This is a genomic window from Curtobacterium sp. B8 (assembly GCF_000333315.1).
Taxonomy (GTDB): Bacteria; Actinomycetota; Actinomycetes; order Actinomycetales; family Microbacteriaceae; genus Curtobacterium; species Curtobacterium luteum.
Genome location: NZ_BACW01000520.1, coordinates 1 through 23373, shown reverse-complemented (window position 1 = coordinate 23373; position 23373 = coordinate 1). Strand labels below are relative to the sequence as shown.

At 71.9% G+C, this 23373-nt stretch carries 21 protein-coding genes and 2 pseudogenes; 15 read left to right on the top strand and 8 right to left on the bottom strand.

Features of this window, described 5'->3' with window-relative positions; genetic code table 11:
- Positions 1-534: septum formation family protein (locus I59_RS20050; protein ID WP_022904347.1), on the top strand; the 534-nt coding region annotated here is incomplete at its 5' end.
- A 171-nt stretch (positions 535-705) separates the two neighbouring features.
- On the opposite strand, the gene I59_RS13635 is transcribed toward I59_RS20050, so the two are convergent.
- Entirely contained in the window at positions 706-1659 is a 954-nt protein-coding gene (locus tag I59_RS13635; RefSeq protein WP_022904346.1) for an aldo/keto reductase, read from the bottom strand.
- Positions 1660-1765: 106 nt separating this feature from the next.
- On the opposite strand from I59_RS13635, the gene I59_RS13630 reads away from it, so the two are divergent.
- Both I59_RS13630 and I59_RS13625 read left to right on the top strand, forming a co-directional pair.
- A complete protein-coding gene (locus I59_RS13630; protein WP_022904345.1) occupies positions 1766-2410 on the top strand; it encodes a HEAT repeat domain-containing protein in 645 nt (214 codons plus the stop codon).
- Between the two features lie 341 nt (positions 2411-2751).
- Positions 2752-4056: a sodium/hydrogen exchanger gene (locus I59_RS13625; RefSeq protein ID WP_022904344.1), complete on the top strand. Its 1305-nt coding sequence runs from the start codon at positions 2752-2754 to the stop codon at positions 4054-4056.
- Positions 4057-4207: 151 nt separating this feature from the next.
- On the opposite strand, the gene I59_RS13620 is transcribed toward I59_RS13625, so the two are convergent.
- Complete coding sequence (locus I59_RS13620) at positions 4208-4897, bottom strand: metal-dependent transcriptional regulator (protein WP_022904343.1); 690 nt, start codon at positions 4895-4897, stop codon at positions 4208-4210.
- Positions 4898-4920: 23 nt separating this feature from the next.
- On the opposite strand from I59_RS13620, the gene I59_RS20045 reads away from it, so the two are divergent.
- Positions 4921-5799 (top strand): CPBP family intramembrane glutamic endopeptidase, encoded by an 879-nt coding sequence (locus I59_RS20045; protein WP_022904342.1) that lies wholly within the window; start codon positions 4921-4923, stop codon positions 5797-5799.
- Between the two features lie 118 nt (positions 5800-5917).
- Here I59_RS20045 and I59_RS13610 read toward each other — a convergent pair whose 3' ends face one another.
- Positions 5918-6715, bottom strand: coding sequence for an HAD-IIA family hydrolase (locus tag I59_RS13610; RefSeq protein ID WP_022904341.1), 798 nt, complete (start codon positions 6713-6715; stop codon positions 5918-5920).
- 184 nt (positions 6716-6899) lie between these two features.
- Between I59_RS13610 and I59_RS13605 the strand changes: the two genes are divergently transcribed.
- The 6 genes and pseudogenes from I59_RS13605 to I59_RS21525 all read left to right on the top strand — a co-directional run bounded on the left by I59_RS13605 (position 6900) and on the right by I59_RS21525 (position 11695).
- Positions 6900-7577, top strand: coding sequence for a TetR/AcrR family transcriptional regulator C-terminal domain-containing protein (locus I59_RS13605; RefSeq protein ID WP_049976595.1), 678 nt, complete (start codon positions 6900-6902; stop codon positions 7575-7577).
- Between the two features lie 145 nt (positions 7578-7722).
- Positions 7723-7977: a hypothetical protein gene (locus I59_RS13600; RefSeq protein WP_031273824.1), complete on the top strand. Its 255-nt coding sequence runs from the start codon at positions 7723-7725 to the stop codon at positions 7975-7977.
- A gap of 313 nt (positions 7978-8290) precedes the next feature.
- Positions 8291-8800, top strand: coding sequence for a hypothetical protein (locus I59_RS13590; RefSeq protein ID WP_022904338.1), 510 nt, complete (start codon positions 8291-8293; stop codon positions 8798-8800).
- Positions 8793-9557, top strand: coding sequence for an ABC transporter ATP-binding protein (locus I59_RS13585; RefSeq protein ID WP_022904337.1), 765 nt, complete (start codon positions 8793-8795; stop codon positions 9555-9557). Before I59_RS13590 ends, I59_RS13585 begins: the two co-directional genes overlap by 8 nt.
- Positions 9545-10978 (top strand): hypothetical protein, encoded by a 1434-nt coding sequence (locus I59_RS13580; RefSeq protein WP_022904336.1) that lies wholly within the window; start codon positions 9545-9547, stop codon positions 10976-10978. The genes I59_RS13585 and I59_RS13580 overlap by 13 nt, the downstream gene beginning before the upstream one ends.
- Before the next feature lie 53 nt (positions 10979-11031).
- Positions 11032-11695 (top strand): annotated as a pseudogene (locus I59_RS21525) (TrmH family RNA methyltransferase).
- An 8-nt stretch (positions 11696-11703) separates the two neighbouring features.
- On the opposite strand, the gene I59_RS13575 reads toward I59_RS21525, so the two are convergent.
- The 5 genes from I59_RS13575 to I59_RS13555 all read right to left on the bottom strand — a co-directional run bounded on the left by I59_RS13575 (position 11704) and on the right by I59_RS13555 (position 17746).
- The gene (locus I59_RS13575; RefSeq protein ID WP_022904335.1) at positions 11704-12864 is read right to left on the bottom strand and encodes a PP2C family protein-serine/threonine phosphatase; all 1161 of its coding nucleotides are present in this window, start codon (positions 12862-12864) and stop codon (positions 11704-11706) included.
- A 54-nt stretch (positions 12865-12918) separates the two neighbouring features.
- Complete coding sequence (locus tag I59_RS13570) at positions 12919-13941, bottom strand: LacI family DNA-binding transcriptional regulator (RefSeq protein WP_022904334.1); 1023 nt, start codon at positions 13939-13941, stop codon at positions 12919-12921.
- Positions 13942-14173: 232 nt separating this feature from the next.
- The gene (locus tag I59_RS13565) at positions 14174-16408 is read right to left on the bottom strand and encodes a YhgE/Pip domain-containing protein (RefSeq protein WP_022904333.1); all 2235 of its coding nucleotides are present in this window, start codon (positions 16406-16408) and stop codon (positions 14174-14176) included.
- 1 nt (position 16409) lies between these two features.
- Entirely contained in the window at positions 16410-17096 is a 687-nt protein-coding gene (locus I59_RS13560) for a hypothetical protein (RefSeq protein WP_022904332.1), read from the bottom strand.
- A complete protein-coding gene (locus I59_RS13555) occupies positions 17093-17746 on the bottom strand; it encodes a TetR/AcrR family transcriptional regulator (protein WP_022904331.1) in 654 nt (217 codons plus the stop codon). The genes I59_RS13560 and I59_RS13555 overlap by 4 nt, the downstream gene beginning before the upstream one ends.
- Before the next feature lie 159 nt (positions 17747-17905).
- Here I59_RS13555 and I59_RS20040 point away from each other — a divergent pair, with 159 nt between their 5' ends.
- From I59_RS20040 to I59_RS22255, 5 genes and pseudogenes are all read left to right on the top strand, one after another.
- Positions 17906-20785 (top strand): S8 family serine peptidase, encoded by a 2880-nt coding sequence (locus I59_RS20040; RefSeq protein ID WP_049976593.1) that lies wholly within the window; start codon positions 17906-17908, stop codon positions 20783-20785.
- A complete protein-coding gene (locus tag I59_RS22925; RefSeq protein WP_187289827.1) occupies positions 20748-21563 on the top strand; it encodes a hypothetical protein in 816 nt (271 codons plus the stop codon). The genes I59_RS20040 and I59_RS22925 overlap by 38 nt, the downstream gene beginning before the upstream one ends.
- Before the next feature lie 75 nt (positions 21564-21638).
- Positions 21639-21809, top strand: coding sequence for a hypothetical protein (locus I59_RS22920; protein ID WP_022904330.1), 171 nt, complete (start codon positions 21639-21641; stop codon positions 21807-21809).
- A 184-nt stretch (positions 21810-21993) separates the two neighbouring features.
- Entirely contained in the window at positions 21994-23286 is a 1293-nt protein-coding gene (locus tag I59_RS13540; RefSeq protein ID WP_031273819.1) for an adenylosuccinate synthase, read from the top strand.
- A gap of 2 nt (positions 23287-23288) precedes the next feature.
- Positions 23289-23373: pseudogene (locus I59_RS22255) on the top strand (low molecular weight phosphatase family protein); the annotation flags it as partial.

Genomic DNA, 23373 nt, shown 5'->3' with positions numbered 1-23373 from the left:
GATCATGGGCAACCCGTCGCGGACCACCTCACGCCGACCTCGTCGCCGAGCGCTGCGGCGCAGTCCGCCGAGTCGTCGAGCTCGCCGTCGACCACACCCTCCGCCGAGGCGCAGCCCGCCCAGACGCAGCCGGCGGGCATCGTGTTCGCGACCACGCAGGCGACGCCCGGGGAGCACTCGTGGACCGAGGTCGCGGGCGGGGAGTGCCTGGCGGCGCCGTACACGGACGCGTGGGCCCAGACCTACACCGTCGTCGACTGCTCGGCGCCGCACGTGGCGCAGCTGACCGCGCGGCTCCCGGTGCAGGCGGATGCGTGGCCGGGGGCGGACGCGCTCGCGGCGCAGGCGAGCGAGCAGTGCCAGACCTCGGCGGCACTCGACACGGCGGCTGCGGCATCGTACGGCGACGTGCAGGTGCAGGGGTCGTACGCGCCCGATGCGTCGACGTGGGACCGCGGGGACACGTTCATCGCGTGCTTCGTGACGCGATCGTCGGGGCAGACGCTCACGGGGTCGCTCGCGCCGACGTCCTAGGCCGCGGGGGCGGTTCCGGGGCGCGGTGCCGGGGCGCGGTGCCGCTGTCGGGGACGCCGCTGTCGGGCGACGGGGTCGTCGTCGTGCGACGGCGGCGGTGTCGTTCCGCGTCGGCGCAGCGCGCCCGCGCCCGCACCAGAGCCCGCGCCCGGGTCAGCGCGCGCGCCAGGGTCAGCGCGCGGCGGGGACCCTCGCGGACGCGTCCGTCAGGGTCTGCAGCTCCTCCGGCGTGAGCTCGAGTTCCGCCGATGCCAGCAGGGCCGGCAGCTGCTCGGTGTTCCGCGCACTCGCGATCGGCGCGACCACGTCCGGCTGCGCCTGGAGCCAGGCGAGGGACACGGTCGCGATCGCCACGCCGTGCGCGTCGGCGATGGTGTCGAGGGCGTCGACGACCGCGAGCCCCGCGTCGGTGAAGTACCCCGACACCTGCCCCTCGCGGTCCGCGCCGGCGAAGTCCTCCTTCGTGCGGTACTTGCCCGTCAGGAAGCCGGCCGCGAGCGCGAAGTACGGCACGACCCCGAGGTGCTCGGCGGCGGCGAGCGGCGCGATCTCCGACTCGTACGGCTCCCGCGTCACGAGGTTGTAGTGCGGCTGGATCGCGACCGGCTTCGCGAGTCCGTTCTCGTCCGCGATCCGGATCCACTCCTCCGCGCGAGCTCGGGAGTAGTTCGAGATCGCGGTGTACCGGACGAGCCCCTCGCGGACGAGCTGGTCGAACGCGCGGACGGTCTCCTCCAGCGGCGTCGACTCGTCGTCGAAGTGCGCGTAGTAGAGGTCGATGCGGTCCGTCCCGAGCCGCTCCAGGCTGGCACGCGCTGCCGCCGCGACGGTCGACGCCGACAAGCCCTTGTACTCCGGGTGCTGCGAGACCTTGGTCGCGATGACGACGTCGTCGCGCTTGCCCGACGCCCGGAGCCACGATCCGATGACCCGCTCGGACTCGCCGCCGCTGTTGCCCGGCGCCCAGGCCGAGTACACGTCGGCGGAGTCGACGAAGTCGCCGCCGGCGCCCGCGTAGGCGTCGAGGACACGGTGTGAGGTCTCCTCGTCAGCGGTCCAGCCGAAGACGTTGCCGCCGAGGGCGAGGGAGAACACGGTCAGGTCACTGGTACCGATGCGGGGCATTGCGGGTCCTCTCGTGGTCGTTGCCGCGGCGGACCGTCGCGACCCTCTCACGCTATGCCCGGCGACCTGTCGCCCGACCAGAGGCTTCGCAGTGTTGCATGAGGGGATGCCCACGCTCACCGACCACCTCGCCGACCCCCGCTCCTCCGTCCGGCTCCGGGCGGTCATGGCGGCCGGGACGACCGCGGACCCGGCCGACCTCGACGTCCTCCTCGAGCAGTGCGCGACCGACCCCGACCTGCAGGTGCGCGAGGCCCTGACCTGGTCGCTCGTCCGGCTCCCGGCGGAGCTCGTCGTGCCCCGGCTCGTCGCGGAGCTCGACCGCCCCGAGGCGCAGGCGCGTTCGCAGGCGCTGCACACGCTCTCGAAGATCCGCGACGGCTCGGTGTTCGACGAGGTCGCGGAGCGGATCGGGGACACCGACCCCGGCGTCCGCCGGACCGCCTGGCGTGCGGCGGTGGTCCTCGCCCCCGACGCGGAGCGTCCGGCCCTTGCCCGTCGACTCGCCCTGGAACTCGGCGAGGGCGACCGCGACCGGCGCCTCGCGCTGAGCCGCGCGCTCGTGTCGCTCGGCGAGGACGTCGTCGCACCCGTCCTCGCGGAGGCGACAGCACGACGCGGCGACGCGGTCCGTGCGCACGTGGCCGAGACGGAGCGGCTGCTGCACGACCCGGACGCCGCCTCCTCGCTGGCGCTGGAGCGCGCGCGACGCGAGATGGCGCTGGGACGCAGCAAGCGCGCCTCCGGCTGACGAGGGCCGCTGCGGTGACCCCGTGACGGCCTGGAGGCGCGTGGCGGGCCCGTCCCGTGCCTCCAGGCCGTTCCGCGCCAGCGCTGGGCGGGTGACGGAACCCGCGGATTCGGCGTCTCGAACACCCCGGATCGGCTTGCGTGTCGGCGTCGACACCGGCCAGGGTGGGTGTCGAAGGGGAGTAGCTCCCAGCGCGTGCATCGACACACTGACCATCACGACGATCGGTCCGGTGCACCACCCGCGGCCGTCCGGCCCGGGCGAGCGAGACCTTCGGCCGTTCCGCCGTGGCCGAGGTCCTCCCGTGATGCTCCGCCGTGGCTCCGACCAGGAGACCCACCATGACCGACACCCTGTCGAACCCGACACCGCGCACCGCGTCGACACCGACCGCAGGCGCCTCCCGCATGGGCCGCAGCGCCTGGGGCCGCGTCGCGATCTGCGTCGTGCTCGCCGTCCCCGCCGTCGTCTTCCGTCTGACCGGCTTCGCGCCGAACCCCGTCGTCGACCTCCTCGTCTTCGGCGGTGCGGTCGTCGCTGCGTCGTTCCTGCTCGCGTGGGCCGCCGAGGCTGCGCAGAAGGACATCGCGGGTGCCCTGGCCATCGCGATACTCGCGCTCATCGCGGTGCTGCCCGAGTACGCCGTCGACCTCTTCTACGCGTTCCGCTCCGGCTCCGACCCCGCGTTCGAGCAGTTCGCCGCCGCGAACATGACCGGGTCGAACCGGCTCCTGCTCGGGTTCGGCTGGCCGCTCGTCGTGGTGATCTCGCTGCTCGTCGCCCGCCGGTACGTCCGTGCCGGGTCGCTGCCCGCCTCGGCGACGAAGGTGCTGCAGCTCGAGCAGTCCTCGCGGCTCGACATCGGGTTCCTGGCGCTCCTCGCCGTCGTCGCGTTCCTCATCCCGCTCCTCGGCTCGATCCCGCTGTGGTTCGGGTTCGTGCTGCTCGCCGCGTTCGTCGCCTACCTGTGGCGCGCGTCGAAGGTCGCCGACGGTGACGACGACGAAGAGGAGATGGTCGGCATGGCGGGGAACATCGCCTCGATGCCGACCCGTGCCCGGCGCTGGACGATCGTCGCGCTGTTCGTCGTCGCCGCCGCCGTGATCCTGTCGTCCGCCGAGCCCTTCGCCGAGGCGCTCGTGTCCTCCGGCAGCGCACTCGGCATCGACAGCTACTTCCTCGTGCAGTGGCTCGCGCCCCTCGCGACCGAGGCGCCCGAGTTCATCGTCGCCGCGCTCTTCGCCCTGCGCGGCATGGGCGGCGCGGCCATCGGGACGCTCATCGCCTCGAAGGTGAACCAGTGGTCGCTGCTGGTCGGGTCGCTGCCGATCGCACACGTTCTCGGCGGCGGGACCACGGGCGGGCTGCCGCTCGACGGTCGGCAGGTCGAGGAGTTCATGCTCACCGCGTCCCAGACGGTGCTCGGCGTGGCGATCATCATCGCGCTGCGGTTCCACCGGTGGTCGGCGATCGCGCTCGTGGCCCTGTTCGCGGTCCAGTTCGTGGTGACGGACACGAGCGGACGGTGGGTGCTCAGCATCGTGCACCTCGTCGCCGCGGTGGTCGTGTTCTGGATCAACCGGCGGGACATCGCGCCGACGCTCGCGGCACCGTTCCGGCGGCAGCCCGCGGTCGAGCGCGGCTGAGCGCGGGGCGGGCGCGGCGCGGGGCGGGGGGCCGAGTCTTGCGTTGAGCGACAGATCTCGCGCGGTTCCGCGCGAGATCTGTCGCTCACCCCGAGTCTCGGGGCCGCGCCGGGGCGCGCGGCCGCGGCCGCCGCGGCCGCGGCGCCGCGCGTCAGTCGCCGTCGGGGGCGAGCCAGATCGCGGTCGCGGCCGCTGCCGGCAGGTCCACGAGCGACTCCGAGCCGTCGGACGAGCGCCGAGACACCGCGATCACGCCCGCGTAGTCCCGGACCTGCTCGACGCGCAGGTGCGTCCCGAGGGCGACTCCGAGCTCGTCGAAGTACCGCAGGAGCGAGGGGTCGTCGTCCGACACCCGGTCGACCGTGCCGCACGCCCCCGGGGCCACGGTGCCGAGGAGCGCACCCGGCGAGTCCGGCACGGAGCCGTCCGCCCGTGGGATCGGATCGCCGTGCGGGTCGTGCGTGGGGTGCCCGAGATCGACGTCCACCCGGTCGAGGAACGTCTCCGAGACCGCGTGCTCGAGAGCCTCGGCCTCGGTGTGCACCTCGTCCCAGCCGTACCCGAGCCGCTGCACGAGGAACGTCTCGATGAGCCGGTGCCGCCGGACCATCGCCACGGCGACCTGCTGGCCGAGCGGCGTGAGGACGACACCGTAGTACGGGGTGTGCTCGATGAGCCCGTCACGGTCGAGCTTCCGGAGGTTGCCCGACACCGTCGACGCCGAGACCCGGAGCGCCGCGGCGATGTCCCGCGTCGCGAGTCCGCCGCCGCCGCGTTCGCTCGCCTTCCAGATGAGCTTCACGTAGTCCTCGGCCATGGTGCTGAGGGAGGGAAGCCGCATGTGCCAATGGTACAAACGCAGACGTGACGTCAGCAGCCCCGGTCCGCAGACGGCGCTGGCCGGTCCCTCCGTCGCTGCTGGTCGGCCTCGCACCGCTCGTGCTCTTCGCCGCGGTCAGCGCCTGGCGGGCACGGCCGAGCGACGACTACCCGACCCTCGGCCAGACCGTCGACAGCGTCGTCCGTTCCCTGGTCGTCCCCGAGGGGATCGCGGTCGTGGCGCTCGCCGTCGTGGTCAGCGGCCTCGGCTGGTGGCGCATCGCGACCGTCGACCCGACCCGCACCCCGCTCCGGTGGACGATGATCGCCCCGCTGGGGATCCTGCTCGTCTGCCTCGTCCGGCTGCCGCTCATCGACTGCAGCGCGCTGCCCGTCCGCTACTTCCTCCTGCTCACGGTCGGGGTGCTGTTCGTCGGCGTGTTCGAGGAGCTGATGACCCGCGGTGTCCTGCTCGTCGGACTCCGGCGTCGCATGCCCGAGTTCGCCGTGTGGGCGGTGTCGTGCGTCCTCTTCGGCCTGCTGCACCTGCTCAACGTCCTCGCCGGTGCCGGTCTCGGGACGACCGCCGTGCAGGTCGTCTTCGCGGCCTCGTTCGGGTCGACGCTGTACGTGACGCGGCGGCTCACCGGCTCGCTGGTCCCGGCGATGCTGCTGCACGCGTTCTGGGACTTCGGGTCGATCGGCTTCTCGGCGACGGTGCGGCCGGGCGACACGAGCCTGCTGGTCCCGGCCGGGATCATCGGGCTGTTCTCGTTCGCGGTCCTCGCGTTCGGCATCGTTGCCGGCGGGGTGGTCGCGTGGCGGGACGACCGGCCGCGCCGCCTGCGGCGCCGGTGGCGGACGGTCCCGCCCATGGCGGCCGACGCGGTGCGCGGGGACGAGCCGCGCCTCCAGGCGGTCTGACACCGCGCCACACGCGCAGCGCTCGGGCCTGCGCCCGCACGCGCCGCGCTCGGGCCTGCGTCCGTCCGCAACGGGCGCGCACGCCGCGTTCCCGCCCGCACGCGGCGGGCGCGCGCTGCTACAGCTCGACCTCGAACGGCTCGGTCCGGACGAGCTCGTGCACTCCGGAGATGACCTCGCTCGGTCGGAACGGGTAGCGCTCGATCTCGGCCTGGTCGCTGATGCCGGTCATGACGAGCACGGTGTGCAAGCCCGCCTCGATGCCCGCCTGCACGTCGGTGTCCATCCGGTCGCCGATCATGCCGGTGTTCTCGGAGTGCGCCCCGATGCGGTTCATCGCGGAGCGGAACATCATCGGGTTCGGCTTGCCGACGACGTACGGCTGCTTGCCGGTGGCCTTCTCGATCATCGCCGCGATGGCCCCGGTCGCCGGCAGCACGCCCTCGGCGCTCGGGCCCGTCGCGTCCGGGTTGGTGACGATGAAGCGGGCGCCGTCACGGATGAGCCGCACGGCCTTCGTGATCGCCTCGAACGAGTAGTTCCGGGTCTCTCCGACCACCACGTAGTCGGGGGCGGTCTCGGTCATGATGAACCCGGCCTCGTGCAGGGCCGTGGTCATGCCGGCCTCGCCGATCACGAAGGCGGAGCCGCCGGGCATCTGCGAGCGGCAGAAGTCCGCCGTCGCGAGCGCGCTCGTCCAGATGCGCTCCTCGGGCACGTGGAGGCCCGAACCGCGGAGCCGGGCGCTGAGGTCGCGCGGGGTGAAGATCGAGTTGTTCGTCAGGACGAGGAACTCCGTGCCCTCGTCGAGCCACTGCTGGATGAGCTCGGGGGCCCCGGGGAGGGCCTGGTTCTCGTGCACCAGCACGCCGTCCATGTCGGTCAGCCAGCACTCGACTTCGTCGCGGGTCGCCATGGCCTCACCCTAGCGGGCGGGTCCGACCCGGCGCGGGTCGGGCCCGTGGCGTCAGGGAGCAGGCCGGGAGGCCCGGTGCGGCTCTTGTGCACCGGCCGCGGTGTGCGGGATGGTCGGTTCACCGAATGTCGTTCGGCTTTGCCCTAGGCTTTTCGGTACACCTACCAGAACAAGGAGTCCCACCGTGCTCGTCGACCCCGCCGTCCCCACCACCGCACCCCGACCCGCTCCCGCAGCGGGCGAGGCCGAGGTGGCACCGCGACGACGCCGGGGCCGACCGAACGTGCTCTCCCGCGAGCAGGTCATCGACGCCGCGACCCGGATCGCCAACGAGGAGGGACTCGACCGGCTCTCCTTCCGCGCCCTCGGTGCCGCGCTCGGCGTCGCGCCGATGACGGTGCACCGCACGATCGGCGGCCTCGAGGACCTCCACGCCGAGCTGGTGCGCCGCACGGTGGACGAGTTCGCCTCGACGTTCGTGTGGCCGTCGGACTGGCGCGAGGTCGTCCGGGTCTTCGCGGTCACCTTCCGCGACCTCATGACCACCCACCCGCTCGTGCTCGAGTCGCACAGCCAGCACGCGCCCCTGGCGTCACGCGAGTCCGACGGGGTCGTACGGACCGTCGTGGGCGCGCTGCGGTCGGCCGGGCTGCCGGACCGCGAGGCGATGTACGCGTTCTTCGTGGTCTACGACTTCGTGGTCGGACACGTCGGCGTCCTCGTGGGCCGGGGCTCCTCCGAGGCCGGACGCCCGGAGCGGCACGCCCTCGTCGGGGAGATCCTCGGCGAGCACTCGTACGAGGAGCGATTCGCCCTCGGCATCGACGTGCTGCTCGCGGGGATCGAGGCGCGGGTGCGCTGACTCCGAAGGTGCACGACGCCGGTGGGGAGCGTTCGCGCGCCCTCGCGGCGATCGGGCACCGTGCGCACCGTCTGTTCTGNCCGACTTGACACCGGAGATGTGACACCGGCAGAGTTCGGTATGTCAGATAGAAGGGGGTCACGACATGACCACATTGTCTCCGCTCGCCACGGCCGCGCGCCTCCGGTTGCTCGAAGCCTGGCGATCCGGTGATCCTGCCGTCCGCGCGAACGGGATCATCCCGATCATCATCGTGGTCGCGATCGTCGTGGTGCTGGCTCTGGGGGCGACCGTCGTCCTCGGGGCGATGGTGATCTGCAATCAGCACGGCGGTGTTCTCGACGGGTACGTCAGTCTCTCCACCTGGACGGTGAAGATCACATGCCACAAGCTGAAGTGAGCGGCGCGAGGCAGCGGCGGGACAGGACGCGGGCAGGTCTGGGAGCCATCCTCGGAGGAGCGCTCGGAGCGCTCCTCGGGGTCGTCATCGACGGGGCGATCTGGCTCTGGCTCCTTGCGTCCGCACTCAGCGGGGGCGAGCTCGGAGACGCTGGACCGATCGCGACGGTGTCGGGCGTGGGGGAGTCGGTGTCGGTGACGGGAGGCCCCGGGTTGCTGGTGCTTCCGCTGCTCCTCGCGGTGGTTGCGGCGGTCGCCGGGGCCTTCCTCGGGCGTCTGAGCAGTCCGCGGGGCACGCCGGGGTCCTCGAGAGCATGATCCAACGCCGTGAGGCGTGGTGGGCGTCGGTCGTCGCGGCCCATCACGCCTCGTGGCGGTTGGTCCTCGTGCTCTGCGCGATCACAGCTGTACCCGCGCTCGTCACCGTCGCTCTCAGCGAGGTGATCTTCGGTGCTGCGACCGCAGGTTCTGTTGCCCTCATCTTCGCCCTGTTCGCCTTGTCGCCGTTCGTCCACGAGTTCTCGCACGCCGTCGCGCACCTCCTGATCGCAGCTGAGGGACGGGCGGTGGTCGTCGGCGTCGGCGCATGGTCATCCGCGCGCATCGTCCGTTGGCGAACCACGCCGGAGTCCGATGCCTTCGTCGCGGCGATCGGTCCCGTCGCGGCGACGGCCAGTGGGCTGATCGGCACCGCGGTGTTGCCGGTCCCGTTCGTCATCGGCTACCCGATGACGCTGCTGTTCGGACTCCACATCCTCAGCCTGCATCCGTCGGCGACGGACGGTCGGGACGTGTGGAGCGTCCTCAAGGAAGCACATGCTTGAAATCGACGCGGTCACCAAGCGCTACGGACGTGCAGTCGTGCTTGATTCGGTGACTTCCCGAGTTTGTGAGGGCGAAGTCGCGGCGCTCGCAGGACCGAACGGGGCAGGGAAGAGCACGCTCATCCACGTGATCACCGGCCTCACCCGTCCCACCCGGGGCCGCGCTCTCCTCGACGGCGTTCCCGTCCTCGCGGGGCGACGGAGGGACGTCGGCTTCTGTCCGGATGATCTTCCGATACCGGAACTCCTGACCGGTCACGAGTACCTCGATCTGGCCGAGGCGCTCCACGGCACGACGCTCGGGCGGCGACATCGGCGCCGCTTGCTCGACTGTCTCCACCTCGATGCTGCCGCTTCTCGGCTGATCGGTACGTACAGCCACGGCATGAAGCGAAAGCTCCAGCTCCTCGCAGCGGTCGCGCGCAGGCCCCGGCTGCTCGTTCTCGACGAACCACTCCGCGGACTGGACCCGGAGTCCGGTGCGCTGCTCCGCGCGGTCATCCGCGACTTCGCGGACCAGGGTGGAGCGGTGTTGCTGTCCACCCATGATCTCGCGAGCGCGCAATCGATCGCCTCGCGGCTTCTCGTCCTGCAACGGGGAAAGCTCCTCACCGACGTGGACGTCGATGCGATCGCCGGGAAGGGCCAGTCGCTCGAGACAGCCTTCCTCGAGATCACCGGGATCGGTGCGGCGGCGGCGCGGTCGAGCGAGCGGTTCCTCGACGCGATCGCGCGAGCGGATCAATGGCGGTGTTGAGAGGAGCAGCGGCCGTCTCGCGGGCGTCCTGGATCGTGCTTCGGCGACACGTCGTCACGTCGCTCGGCGGTCGATCGATCGCGTTGCTCGTCGCGATCGTGCTCGGGGTCGCGGGGGTCGCCTACAACGTCTCCGTCTACCGTTTCCTCGCTCGGTTCCTCCCGTCGGAGTCACTCGCGCCGGGCAGCCGAGATCAGGTCGTTGCGATCCTGACGACCGCACAGGTCACCAGCGCGGGCGGTGTGGCCGTGTTGATGCGGGTGTTTGCTCCTGGACGATCCGCTCTGCGCGTCGCTGTCCAGGTCCTCTCCGCTCGGAGACTCGACGCGCGTGTGGGCGAAGCGCTTCCGTACCTCGTCGTCCTCTCCGTGGCTTCGCTCGGGGTGTCGTACGGGCCGGCTGTCTACCTCACGAACCTCATCGGGGACGGCGTACGGGTGTTCACGGAAGTCGCAGCAGTGACGATCGCGACGTCGTTCGGCGTCACGCTGGCGGCAGAGCTCACGGTGGCACTGCTCCGAAGGTGTGACGCGTCAATCGTCCAGCTCCTGTCCGTCGTGTGCGTGACGGGTGTGCTCGGCTGGCTGGTTGCTGATTCGGTGGACGCGGCCCGACTGGGAAGGACCTCGGCCGCGGCGCACTGGGTGCGACTCCTCACAGCACGTGCGACGATCGACGGTTCTGCCTCGGCGATCACCAGTGTTGTGACGGCTGCGATGTGTCTGGGCTCGTGCATCATCGCCGTGCGGCTCCTCCAGGTACACGAAGCCGCAGGCCGAACGTTCCGGGTCCTTGCTTTCGGCCGACAGCTTCCTCGCTCCCTCGGCGGCTCTCTTCGAGAGCTGTCGATGGCGGTGCGGCAGCCCCTCGGCCAGGTGTCGCTCGTCGTCACCGTCTCCTGTGTCGTCCTCGTCGGGCTCGGATCTCGAGCCGCCGTGATCCCGGCGCCGACGGCGATGCTGCTCGCCGGGATGCTCGCGGCCGCTCCCTCGGAACTCGCATGGGCCCGGACCAGTCCGTGGGTCTGGCTCCATCGGCACAACGGAACGGTAGCGGGACGGATCGCAGCAGCGCAGCTCGCGGCGGGCGCATGCCTTGCCGTCGCGATGACAGGGATCTTCATGACGTCCTCCGGGTTCGTGCCCGGGCCGGCTGCGCTTGCACACCACGCGGTCGTGGTCTTCATGGCGGTGTCGATCGCTCATCTCGCCGGAGTCGTCGCGCCAGCCTCCGCTGATTCGCCCATCTCCGTGGCGGTGACGTCCGTCCTCGCGATCCTCTGCGAGTGCCTTGCGGTGTGGGGAGCGACCGCAGCTGATGAACGGGCACCAGGAACCGGCGTGATCGTGTTCGGGGTCATCGGGTTCCTCGGCGTCCTGTGTTCGATCGTGCGCATCGACTCTCGTCTGCGCGAGGACTGAGCCGTGCTGCGCCGCGTCGGAGCGCGTGGCGGACGGGCCGTACGCTGGAGTGCGTGACCGAGCGCCTCCCGTCCGACCCCGGTGCCGCGCCGTCGCCACAGCCCTCCCACGAGCGCACGACCAACGGCGTCGGACCCCACCCCGAGCCGTGGCCGGACGACCCGCGACTCGACCCGGAGCTCCTCGCCGAGGGCGACTCCCGCAACGTCGTCGACCGCTTCCGGTACTGGTCGATGGAGGCGATCGTCGCCGAACTCGACACGCGCCGCCACGCCTTCGACGTCGCGATCGAGAACTGGCAGCACGACCTCAACATCGGGTCCATCGTCCGGAGTGCCAACGCGTTCCTCGCCGGCACCGTGCACATCATCGGCCGGCGACGCTGGAACAAGCGCGGCGCCATGGTGACCGACCGCTACCAGCACGTGCGGTACCACCCGGACGTCGCCGCGTTCCTCGAGGCCATGCGCGCCCGACGGCGGCCGGTCGTCGCGATCGACAACCACGGACGCGCCGAGCGCATCGAGACGGCGGCGATCCCGGAGCACTGCGTGTTTCTGTCCGGTCAGGAGGGGGCCGGGCTGACCGACCAGGCTGTGGCCGGGGCCGACCGCGCACCTCGAGATCACGCAGTACGGGTCCACGCGGAGCATCACGCGTCCGGGGGGCGCGGCCATCGTGATGCAAAGCTGGATCGTGCAGCACGCCGTCGACTGACCGGAGCGTCAGGCGTCGCGGGTCAGCAGCACCACGGTCACGTTGTCCTCCGCCCGCTCGGCGGCACGGATCCGGACGGTGTCGAGGAACGCGTGGTGGTCCCGCGTGCGCTCGAGCGTGCGGGCGAGTTCGGTGAGGGTGTCGATCGTGCCGTCGCCGAGGTCGAGCGCTCCGTCGCTGGCCACGAGCAGCGCGTCGCCGGGGTCCAGCGTCAGCCGGGTCACCGCCCTCGGCGCACCGCCGGGGTGGAGGCCGAGCGGGAGGTCGTGCGACCGGACGACCCGGTGCCGTCCGTCGGCCGCCAGGTGCACCACGAGCCCGTGCCCGGCGTCCACCGCCTCCACGGCACCGCTGTCGAACGCCACCCGGGCGTGGAAGAGCGTGGCGAACGCACTCGTCGCCACGAGGTCCTCCGCGAGCGCCGGCTCCGCGGCCCGGACGGCATCCGCGGGGGCCGCGTCCCGGTGCTGGCGCAGAGCCGCCCGGATGCCGGCCGCGAGGATCGCCGCGGGCTGCTCCTTGCCCATGACGTCGGCGAGCGTGACCGTGAGGTGGTCACCGTCGCTCGACCAGTCGTGCAGGTCGCCGCTCGTGTCGCCGTACGGGACGGACACGGCGGAGACCCGGAAGCCACGGACCGCGACGGACGCCGGCGTGAGCGCACCGACGACGTCGAGCAGACGGTCGTGGTGCAGACCCTGGCCGAGGGCCCGCTCCGCCCAGCGCCCGAAGTCGATCAGTGCGGCCTCGTCCGCGAGCGAGAACTCGCGCGGTCGGGTGTCCATCAGGCAGAGGGTGCCGACCGGGACCCCGCCGGGCATGGTCAGTGGGACGCCCGCGTAGAACCGGATGCCGCGGTTCGTCACCCCGGGGAGACCGGCGGTCCGCGGGTCGGCGGTGGTGTCGGTGATGACCGTCGGTTCGACCTGCCGGACGGTGAGCTGGCAGAACGACCAGCCGATCGGCCCGGACACGATCTCGTCCGGGATGTTCGGGGTGAGCGTGTGCAGGAGGTCGTCGTCGAGGACGTTGACGTAGGACAGCGGCACGTCGAAGACCTCGCGCGCGACGCGGACGATCCGCTCGAAGCGCTCGGACGGTGCCGCCCCGACCACGTCGAGGGCCGCCACGAGCGCAGCACGCGTCGAGGCCGTGTCTCCGGTGTCCATCGCCCGCTCTCCTGATCCGTCGCGAACCAGGTCAGGCTACCTCTGGGGTCCGTGTCAGCGCCGTGCGGTCGTGCGCCGCGCCACCAGCCGCGGCTCGACCAGGATCTCCCGCGCCGGGGCACCCGGGTCGGCGATGCGCGCGAGCAGCCGCTCCCCGGCGCCCCGACCGATCTCGACACTGCGGTCGTCGATGCTCGTCAGTCCGACGTAGCGGCTCGCCGCGACCGGGGTGTCGTCGTAGCCGATGACCGACACGTCCTCCGGCACGCGCAGGCCGCGCTCCGCGAGACCGGACAGGGCGCCGATCGCCATCACGTCGTTCGCGGCGAACACCGCCGTGACGTCGGGGTGCGCGTCGAGGAGCACGCCGACGGCCCGCACGCCGGCCTCCTCGGTCGGCTCGCCGGAGAGGACCGCACTGACGACGGACGCACCGGGCCCTGCGGCGGCGATCCGTGCCTCCAGGCCGGTCCGCCGTTCGTCGGAGGCGGCTGACCGCGCGCCCACGAAGCCGATGCGACGGTGGCCGAGGTCGAGGAGGTGCGCAGCGGCGATCGCGCCGCCGGTGCGGTCGTCGTTCGCGACGGTGTCCGCTCGGGGGATCGTGACGCGCCCGCCGGCGACGACGAGCGGCATCGACGCGGGGACCGCGAGGTCCGTGTCCGGCTCGCCCGCGATCACGATCCCCTCGACCCGCATCGACAGGAAGCCCTCCACGGGGGACGCGTCGAGCCCGGTGTTGAGGAACCGGTCGGCGACGACGAGCCGGTGGCCCTGGTCCTGCAGGGACTCGCGGAGGCCGGTGAGCAGGTCGACGAACCACTGGTTCCGGAAGTCGTCGAGGACCACGCCGATCGTGCGGCTCCGCGTGCCGGCGAGGGCGACGGCCGCGGTCGAGGGACGGTAGTCGAGCTCCTGGATCGCCCGCAGGACGGCGGCTCGCCGCTGGTCGCTGACCCGGGGGGAGCGCTGGAGCACGAGGGAGACGAGCGACTTGGAGACGCCCGCCCGCGCGGCGACGTCGTAGATGGTCGCCGGCTTGCCGCCGGCGCGCTTGCCGTCGCCCATGATCGGCATCGACCTCCTGGTGTCCGTGTCGATCCTAGCGGGGGTGTCCCGGGTGCTGCAGTCGTGACATTTCAGTTCGACCGCCCGGCTCGTGGCCTGTCCGTCGACCGGACGTCGGCGTCCGGCTCGTGCTGATCGGCGGCGCACAACCGAAGTCACCTCGAACCGGACGAATGCGCGGTTCGAGGTGACTTTGGTTGTGCGGCGGCCGAGCGTGCGGCGGCCGGACCCCGCGGCGCTGCTAGCCGATCAGGCTCGGCCGCAGGTCGCGCAGCGTGCGGCTCCGGGTCTGCCGGGCCGTCACGACGTACGACACGAGCAGCGCGCCGAGCAGCCAGCAGAGCAGGATGCCCGTGTCCGACCAGGCAGTGGCCGCCGAGCCGCCGTACATCGTCTGCCGGATCGCGTCGACCGAGTAGGTCATCGGCAACGCGAAGTGCAGCGCCGCCAACGGCCCCGGCAGCGTCTGCCACGGGAACGTCCCGCCGGCGGTCACGAGCTGGACGAGCATGAGCACGAGGCCGAGGAACTGCCCGACCGACCCGAGCAGCACGTTGAGCGCCATGATGATCGCCGCGAACGTCGCCGAGGCGAGCACCATGATGCCGATCGTCGGACCGGCCTGGACCACGTTCAGGTCGAGCGCGAACCGGACGATGAGGAACAGCGCCACCATCTGCACGACCCCGAGGAGTGCGGGGGTGAGCCAGCCGCCGAGCACCACGCGGAGCGGCTTCCGCACGGCGGTGATCGCCCGCTTCGAGATCGGCTTCAGGATGAGGAACAGCGCGTACATGCCGATCCAGGCCGCGAGCGAGATGAAGAACGGTGCGAGGCCCGCGCCGTAGTTGCCCGCCGACGCCACGTTGTCGTCGCCGACCTTGACCGGGTCGGAGATCACGGACGCCTGGGCTTCCCGCGACGACGCGGTGGACGACGGGATCTTCGTGCGACCCTCGTCGAGCTCGTCCGCGAGCTTCGTGGACCCGCTCTCGAGCTTCGTCAGGCCGGACGCGAGCGACTTCGCGCCGTCGTCGGCCGATGCCGCACCGGTGGCGAGCCGGGAGGCGCCGCTCGACAGGGTCGGGGCCGCTGCCGCGAGCTTCGACGTCCCCGCTGCGACCTGCGACGCACCGTTCGACAGGGTCGACGCGCCGTCGGCCGCCGAGGCGATGCCCGACGAGAGCTCGGGAGCCTTCGCGGCGAGGGTGGAGGTGCCCGCTGCGAGCCGGTCCGACCCGTCGGAGGCCTGCTGGATGCCCGAGGTCAGGGCCGGGGCCTTCGCCGCGAGGTCGGATGCGCCGGCGGCGACCTTCGCGCTCCCGGTCTTCAGGTCCTCGATGCCGGTCGACACCGCGGACGCGCCCGTGCCGAGCGTGGTGGAACTCGTCCGCAGCTGTTCCAGCGCGGCCACCAGCTGCGCCTTCTGGTCGGCGTCGAGCACGGTCGACGCCTCGACCACCGGCTCGAGCTGGGATGCCAGCGCGGGGGACTGCGCCGCCAACTGCTGTACGCCGGCGAGGAAGGGCGCAGCGTCGTCGGCCAGCTTCGCGTTGCCGTCCGCGACGGCCGTGGCGCCCTCGGACAGCGTCGATGTCCCCGAGGGCAGCGCCGCGCTCGCGTCCCGGAGCTGGTGCAGCCCGCTCTGGAGCTGCTTCGCGCCCGTGTCCAGCTGCTTCGTCTGCGACGGCAGCGCGGCCGTCTGCCGCTGGGCGTCGGACAGACCGGACGCCAGCTTCGACGCCCCCGTCGCGACCTGCTGTGCGCCGCTGTCGAGCTGCGCGGTCTGCGACGGCAGGTCCTCCGTGCCCGCCGCGAGTTCCGACGCCCCGGACGAGAGCTGCCCCGTGCCGTCCGCGAGCCGGTCGGCCCCGTCCTTCGCGCTCGTCGCACCGGACGCGAGCTGCCCGGCACCGTCGACGGCGTCGCCGAGGCTGTCCCGCACGTCCGCGAGGCCGACGAGCAGGGACTTCGCCGCCTGCTTGCCGACCCGCTCGGCCACGGCGGTCCGCATGGTCTTGCCCGCTTGCTCCGCGATGGTCGACGCGAGGTACGAGTTCGTGTCGGCGGTCGTCATCGTGAGCTTCGCCCGGCGAGGGTCGTCCGACTGCGCCGAGACGAGCGCGGCCGAGAAGTCGTGCGGGATGGTGACGACGAAGTCGTACGTGCCGTTGCGCACGCCCGAGCGCGCGTCGGCCGCGGAGGTCTCGGTCCACTTGAAGTCGCCGCCGTCGATCGCCTCCTTCGCGACGTCCTTGCCGTAGTCGACGCGGTCGCCGTCGAGCGTGGCCCCGGCGTCCTGGTCGACGATCGCGGCGGGGACCTGGTCGAGCTTCGCGTACGGGTCGCGGTTCGCCCACAGGTAGGCGCCGCCGTAGAGCAGCGGCACGCACATCAGCGCGATGAACGCGAGTCGGGCGAGGGGGGTGGCGGTGAGCCGCGCGAGCTCCGCGCGGACGAGCGAGGTGGTGGTCACGTCAGGACGCTTCCTGGAGGCGCGGGTCGTCTCCGTCGTTCCGGGCCGCGTCGTCGGGGCTCTGGTCTTCCGTTGGGGTGGGGATGGTGTCGAGGAGGGCGGAGGCGGTCTGGGCCGCCGCCTTCGAGGTCACGAGCAGGACGGTGACGCCGCGGAGGGCGACGTCGCGCACGACGGCGAACCAGTCCTCGACGGCGCCGCCGTGCCGCTCCGGCGAGGTGATCACGAGTCCGGAGACGCCCTCGCGCAGCAGGGCGAGCTCGACGAGCAGGCGCACGCGGACCTCCGTCGGGACGCGCTGGACGTGCGTGTCGGCGAACCGGGTGATCCCGAGCGAGTCGAGCACGGTGTCGACGTGCTCCCGGGACGGGCGCTGCCCGGCGTACGCCAGTTCTTCGCGCACGATGCGGCGGCAGCTCATCACCGGGAAGGGCTCCGCGACGCCGGGGGTGTCGACGAGGGCGAACGCGCGTCGGACGGCTGCTGGGTCCTCGTGGCCGTCGACGAGCACGCGGCCCCGGTCGGGACGCATCCGGCCGCCGGCGACGAGCGAGGCGAGCACCGGCGCCTGTTCGGTCTCGACGGCGACGATGCCCGGTCGTCCGGGGCCGGCCACGGCCGACACGGTCGGCAGTGCGGCACCGGGCTCGTCGCCGATGCCGACGTGGTCGAGTTCGAGCGTGGTCATGCGGCGGGCTCCTGGGTGGTGGTGTGCGCGGGGGCGGGTTCGGAGAGCAGCGCGGTACGCCAGTCGATGCCGGCCATGCCGAGCGCCGAGAGGACGACCATCCGGCGGCCGTCCTCGTCGCTCGTGCCGGACCGGGTCGCCTCGTCGAGGACCGCGATGCAGGCGCCCTCGACGAGGCGACCGAGGGTCGCCGCGTCGACGTCGTCGCGCATGCTGCCGTCGGCGATCCCGAGCGCGCAGGCGTCCCGGACCTGGGCGCGCAGCGGTTCGAAGACGGCGGCGACCGCCTCGATGAACGGACCGCGGACGGCGACGCGCGCCATCGAGCGGACGTGCGAGACCTCGCTCCAGAGCGTCACGGCGATCGCCGCGACCCGGGCGGCCGGCGGGAGGTCGGCGAGGTCCGAGGTGGAGGGCATGGCCGCGGCGATCCGTGCTGCCCCGGCGGTGACGACCTCGCGCACGAGGTCGTCCCGGGACGGGAAGTGTCCGTACACCGCACGGCGGGAGAGTCCGGCGGCCGCGGCGATCGTCTCGAGGCCGGCGTCCGGGTCGCGCTGGAGTTCGGCCTTCGCCGCCTCGATCAGTGCGGCCCGGTTCTCGGTGGCGTCGCGGCGGGGCGCGCGGACGGGGGGGACGGGGGTGTTCACGGGCCCATCGTAATAACTTGCACAGCGCTGTGCAAGTTGTCCTACGCCGTCCCCGAACGGGTGTCGGTCCTCCGAAGTGGGGACTAGGCGGCCTGAGAGGAACCGCATAGCTTCACAGGAATTCCACGAGAACCACGGACAGAGCCAGGAGTGCGCCCTTTGAACCGTGCAACACCGAACCCCGACCCGACACCACGCCGACTCACCCGCGTCCTGACCGCCGGCATCGCCGCCGCGGCCCTGGCGTGCGGTGGGCTCGCGGTCGGCGGCGCAGCAGTCGCCGCGCCCGCCAGCCACACCGGCGTGTCCATCCCCGGGCTGAAGCTCGCGCAGCCGCTGCGTGACGCCAAGCCCACCAAGACGGTCACCGCGTTCGTGCGGACGACCGGCAAGGGCGCGCTCGAGGTCGACGCCCAGGCGAAGGGCGGGGACCTCACCCGCTCGAAGGCCCCGTCCGCACAGGCGAAGCAGCGCGTGCAGGCGATCAAGTCGACGACCGAGGCCGTGCGCGCCGCCGTGCAGAAGGCCGACAAGCGCTCGACCGAGCTGTACACGACCGAGTACACCGTCCCCGGTGTCGCCGTCGTCGCGGACGTCGCGGCCCTCCAGGAGATCGCGAAGCGCTCCGACGTCGAGAGCATCATCCCGCTCACGCCGAAGAAGATCGTCGAGCCGACCGTCAGCGCCGACGCCTCGGCCGCGCCCTCCGGCGTCGACCCGAGCACGGCGAAGGCCGGTGCCGACGGCGTCGCGCCGAAGAACGCCGCGAGCGACGTCTACACCCGGGCGCTCAACGCCTGGACGCAGACCGGCCACACGGGCAAGGGCGTCAACGTCGCGGTGCTCGACACCGGACTCGACTACACGCAGGCCGACTTCGGCGGCCCCGGCACGGCCGAGGCCTACCAGGCCGCGCTCGACTCGACCGCGGCGCCGGCCGACGGCTCGTACGACCCGCAGAAGTTCCTCGGCGGGTACGACTTCGCCGGCCCGACCTACAACGCGGACCCGAGCGACCCGGACAGCTACCAGCCGGTCCCCGAGCCGGACGACAACCCCATCGACGGCAAGGGCGGCGACCACGGGACGCACGTCTCCGGCACCGTCGCCGGGTACGGTCTCACCGCCGACAAGCAGACCTTCGACGGCGACTACACGAAGCTCACCGCCCAGCAGGTCCAGGACATGTGGGTCGGTCCCGGCACCGCGCCCGAGGCGGGCCTCTACGCCCTGAAGGTGTTCGGTGACGGCGGCGGTTCGACCGACCTCACCGGTGCCGCGCTCGACTGGGTCGGCCAGGCGCTCACCGAGGGCAAGGACATCAACGTCCTGAACCTCTCGCTCGGCTCCGACTACGGTGCGCCGGACGACCCCGACAACGCCAAGATCGACGCCCTCACCGCCCGCGGTGTCCTCCCGGTGATCGCCTCCGGCAACGCCGACGACTTCACCGACATCGGTGGTTCCCCGGGGACCGCCGAGGGTGCGCTGACCGTCGCCGCGAGCGCGACCGGCCAGTCCCTCTACGACGGTGTCGAGGCCACGGCCCCGAGCGACGTCGCGAAGACCTGGCGCGGGCAGTACTCGCAGGACTACCAGGGCACGCTCCCGGTCGAGGGCGACGTCGCCGTCCCGACCACGGACATCGACGGCTGCAAGCCCTTCACCGGGGCGGACGCCGCGGCGATCGCCGGCAAGGTGGCGTGGCTGAAGTGGACCGACGGCGCGCTCGAGTGCGGGTCGAAGACCCGCTTCGACAACGTCGCCGCCGCAGGCGGCGTCGGCGTGCTCCTCGCGGGTACGGTCAACACCTTCGACTCGGGCATCGCCGGGAACGCGACCATCCCGGGAGCCGAGCTGACCAAGGACAGCGTCACGGGCCTCCAGGCCGCCGCGAAGGCGGGGACCCTGCACGTGCGCTTCGCGGACGAGCTCGAGGGCTTCGAACTCGCCACCGACCCCGAGGCCGTGAACACGCTCGCGTCGTTCACCAGCCGGGGTGTCCACGGTTCCTTCGGTGACATCGTCAAGCCGGACATCGCGGGCCCCGGCGTCAACGTCATCTCGGCCGCCAACGGCACCGGTGACGGGCGCATGTCGATGAGCGGCACGTCCATGGCGACCCCGGACGTCGCGGGCATCGCGGCGCTCACGTTCGAGGCGCACCCGACCTGGTCGGCACCGGACGTCAAGGCAGCGCTGATGAACACCGCGACGCACGACGTCAAGGACGGCTCCACCACGGCGACCCTGCTCCGCCAGGGCACCGGCAGGGTCGACGCGCTGCAGGCGGTCAACGCCGACACGACGGTCCGGAGCGTGCAGAACGGCCAGCTCGTCACCGCCTCGTTCGGTGTCGTCGAGGTCGCGGCCAGCACGTCCGAGAAGCGGTCGCTGCTGATCGAGAACACGGACTCCGTGGCGCACACCTACGACGTGGCCTACCAGTCGCGCGTGGCACAGCCCGGCGTCGCGTTCTCGCTCAGCACGAAGCGCGTCACCGTCCGTGCCGGTGGCGGTGCCGTCGTCGACCTGACGATGACGGTCGCCGACCCGACGAAGCTCCGCCGGGTGATCGACCCCACGCAGGAGGCCGTCCAGCTGGGGCTACCAGCGCGAGTTCGTCGCCGCGGCGACCGGGCTCGTGACGTTCACCCCGACCGACTCGTCGCTCGACGCGCTGCGCGTCGGCACCTACGCGGCGCCGAAGCCGACGAGCTACGTCAAGGGCCACACGGCGACCTTCACGAAGACCCGTGTCGCGGACGTCGAGCTGACCGGGCGCACGCTCGACCAGGGCGGCCTCACCACCGGGTACCACGCGGCCGTCGCGCCGTTCGTGCTCGGCGGCACGGACGCTGCGGAGTCGTTCCCGGACGGGTCGGCGAAGCAGTCGCTCCAGGCTGCCGACGTGCGCTCCTACGGCGCCAGCTACGACAAGGCCTCGGACGTCCTGTCGTTCGGTGTGCAGACGGCCGGTCCCGACGCCAACCCCGGCGCCGTGACCAACGTCGAGGTGTACATCGACGTGGACGGTGACGGCACGGACGACTTCCTGGTCTACGACGCCAAGTCCTCTGCGGTCGACGCCACCTTCGTCACGACGATCGACCTCGCCAAGGCCGCGTCCGACGACCCGGACGTCGACCCCGTGGTCGACGCCTACCCGCTGAACGGCGGCGCGCCCGGTCAGGACGTCAACACCTTCGACAGCTCCGTCAAGGTGCTGCCGGTGACGGCCTCCCTGATCGGTGCGACCGGCAAGCTCACCTACCGGGTCGAGACGGAGTCGGCGTACGCGCCGGGTGCCGCGACGACCGGCTCGTCCGTGGTGGACGTGACCGAGCCGACGACGTTCGACGTCGCGAAGCCCGCGCTCACCTTCGCGCAGGGCGGCACCGGTGGGACGCTCTTCGCCGACCAGGGCTCCCTCCAGGTGACCCGTGCCGCCGGTGTGACCGACGCCCAGGTCCTGCTCCTGCACCTCGACAACGGGGTCAGCAAGCAGGCCCAGGTCGTCGCCACGAAGGTCGTGCCGAAGCTGACGCTCGTGAAGGGCAGCAGCGTCACGATCAGCGGCAAGGCCAAGGTCGGGCAGCGCCTGACCGCGGCCCACGGCACCTGGGACGCGAAGGGCGTCACGTACCAGTACCAGTGGTTCCGGAACGGGAAGGCCATCGGGAAGGCGACCGCGTCGAGCTACAAGGTCGCCTCGGCCGACGTCGGCTCGACGCTGACGGTGCGCGTGTACGCCAAGGCCAAGGGGTACGTCGACGGATCGTCCACCTCGAAGCCGACCGCGAAGGTCACGAAGTAGTCGGACGGTTCGCCCGGAGTGCGCTGACGGGACAGGTAGTTAGACAAACTAGTTGTTCTCTGGGATGGTGATCGCATGCGAACGCAGAGCGAGATCAAGCAGCTCCGGGCGAACCCCATGGAGTGGCGTCGACGGGGACTCACCCCGCCCGACGTGATCCAGGCCATGGTCGAGGAACGGCTCCGCGAGCCGGGCCACAGCCAGCCGGTCGGGGATCCCGCCTACGCGGACTTCTTCCGCAGCTGACGCTGCGGCAGCGGTCGCGATCCGGGCGCGACCGTGCAACCAACGGGAGGCGCGGTGCCAGGTGGCACCGCGCCTCCCGTCCGTCTGTCCGGACGGTGGCGGGCAGGTGGCCAGCCGATAGACTCGGGTGGACCACCGGCCGGAACGGCCGCGTGCGGTCCTCCGCCAACGTGAGGAGAACCAGATGCCCGCAGCAGTCATCATCGGCGCCCAGTGGGGCGACGAGGGCAAGGGGAAGGCCACCGACCTCCTCGGGTCCCGCATCGACTACGTCGTCAAGTTCAACGGCGGGAACAACGCCGGCCACACGGTCGTCGTCGGCGGCGAGAAGTACGCGCTCCACCTGCTGCCGTCCGGCATCCTCACGCCCGGCGTCACCCCGATCATCGGCAACGGCGTCGTCGTCGACCTCGAGGTGCTGTTCCAGGAACTCGACGCGCTCCGCGCCCGCGGCGTCGACACGTCGAGGCTGCTCGTGTCCGCGAACGCGCACGTCATCACGCACTACCACCGCACCATCGACAAGGTGACCGAGCGGTTCCTCGGCAAGCGCCAGATCGGCACCACCGGTCGCGGCATCGGCCCGACCTACGCCGACAAGATCAACCGCGTCGGCATCCGCATCCAGGACATCTTCGACGAGAACATCCTGCGGCAGAAGGTCGAGGCGGCCCTCGACCAGAAGAACCACCTGCTCGTGAAGGTCTTCAACCGCCGGGCGATCGACGCGGACGAGGTCGTCGAGTCGCTCCTGTCCTTCGCGGACCGGCTCCGCCCGATGGTCGCGGACACCGCCCTCGAGATCCACCGCGCACTCGAGCGCGGCGACACCGTGTTGTTCGAGGCCGGCCAGGCGACCATGCTCGACGTCGACCACGGCACCTACCCGTTCGTGACGTCCTCGTCCGCGACGGCCGGTGGTGCCGCGACGGGCTCCGGCATCGGGCCGGGCAAGCTCGAGCGGATCATCGGCATCGTCAAGGCCTACACGACCCGCGTCGGCGCCGGGCCGTTCCCGACCGAGCTGTTCGACGAGTCGGGGGAGTTCCTCCGCGCCAACGGCTTCGAGTTCGGCACGACCACCGGCCGCCCGCGTCGCTGCGGTTGGTACGACGCCCCGATCGCCCGGTACACGGCGCGCATCAACGGCGTGACCGACTTCGTGCTGACCAAGCTCGACGTGCTCACCGGCCTGGAGACCATCCCGGTGTGCGTCGCGTACGAGGTCGACGGGGAGCGCGTGGACGAGGTCCCCGTGAACCAATCGGACTTCCACCACGCGAAGCCGATCTACGAGGAGTTCCCCGGCTGGACCGAGGACATCACCGGAGCCCGGTCGTTCGAGGACCTGCCGGCGAACGCCCAGTCGTACGTCCTGGCCGTGGAAGCGATGTCGGGCGCGCGGATCTCGGCGATCGGGGTCGGCCCCGGCCGTGACGCGATCGTCGTGCGGCACGACCTGCTCGGCGCCGCCTGAGCATGCGGGTCCTGTTCGTCTGCAGTGGCAACATCTGCCGGTCGCCGCTCGGAGCACAGGTACTCGTCGCCCGGCTCGGCCCGGACG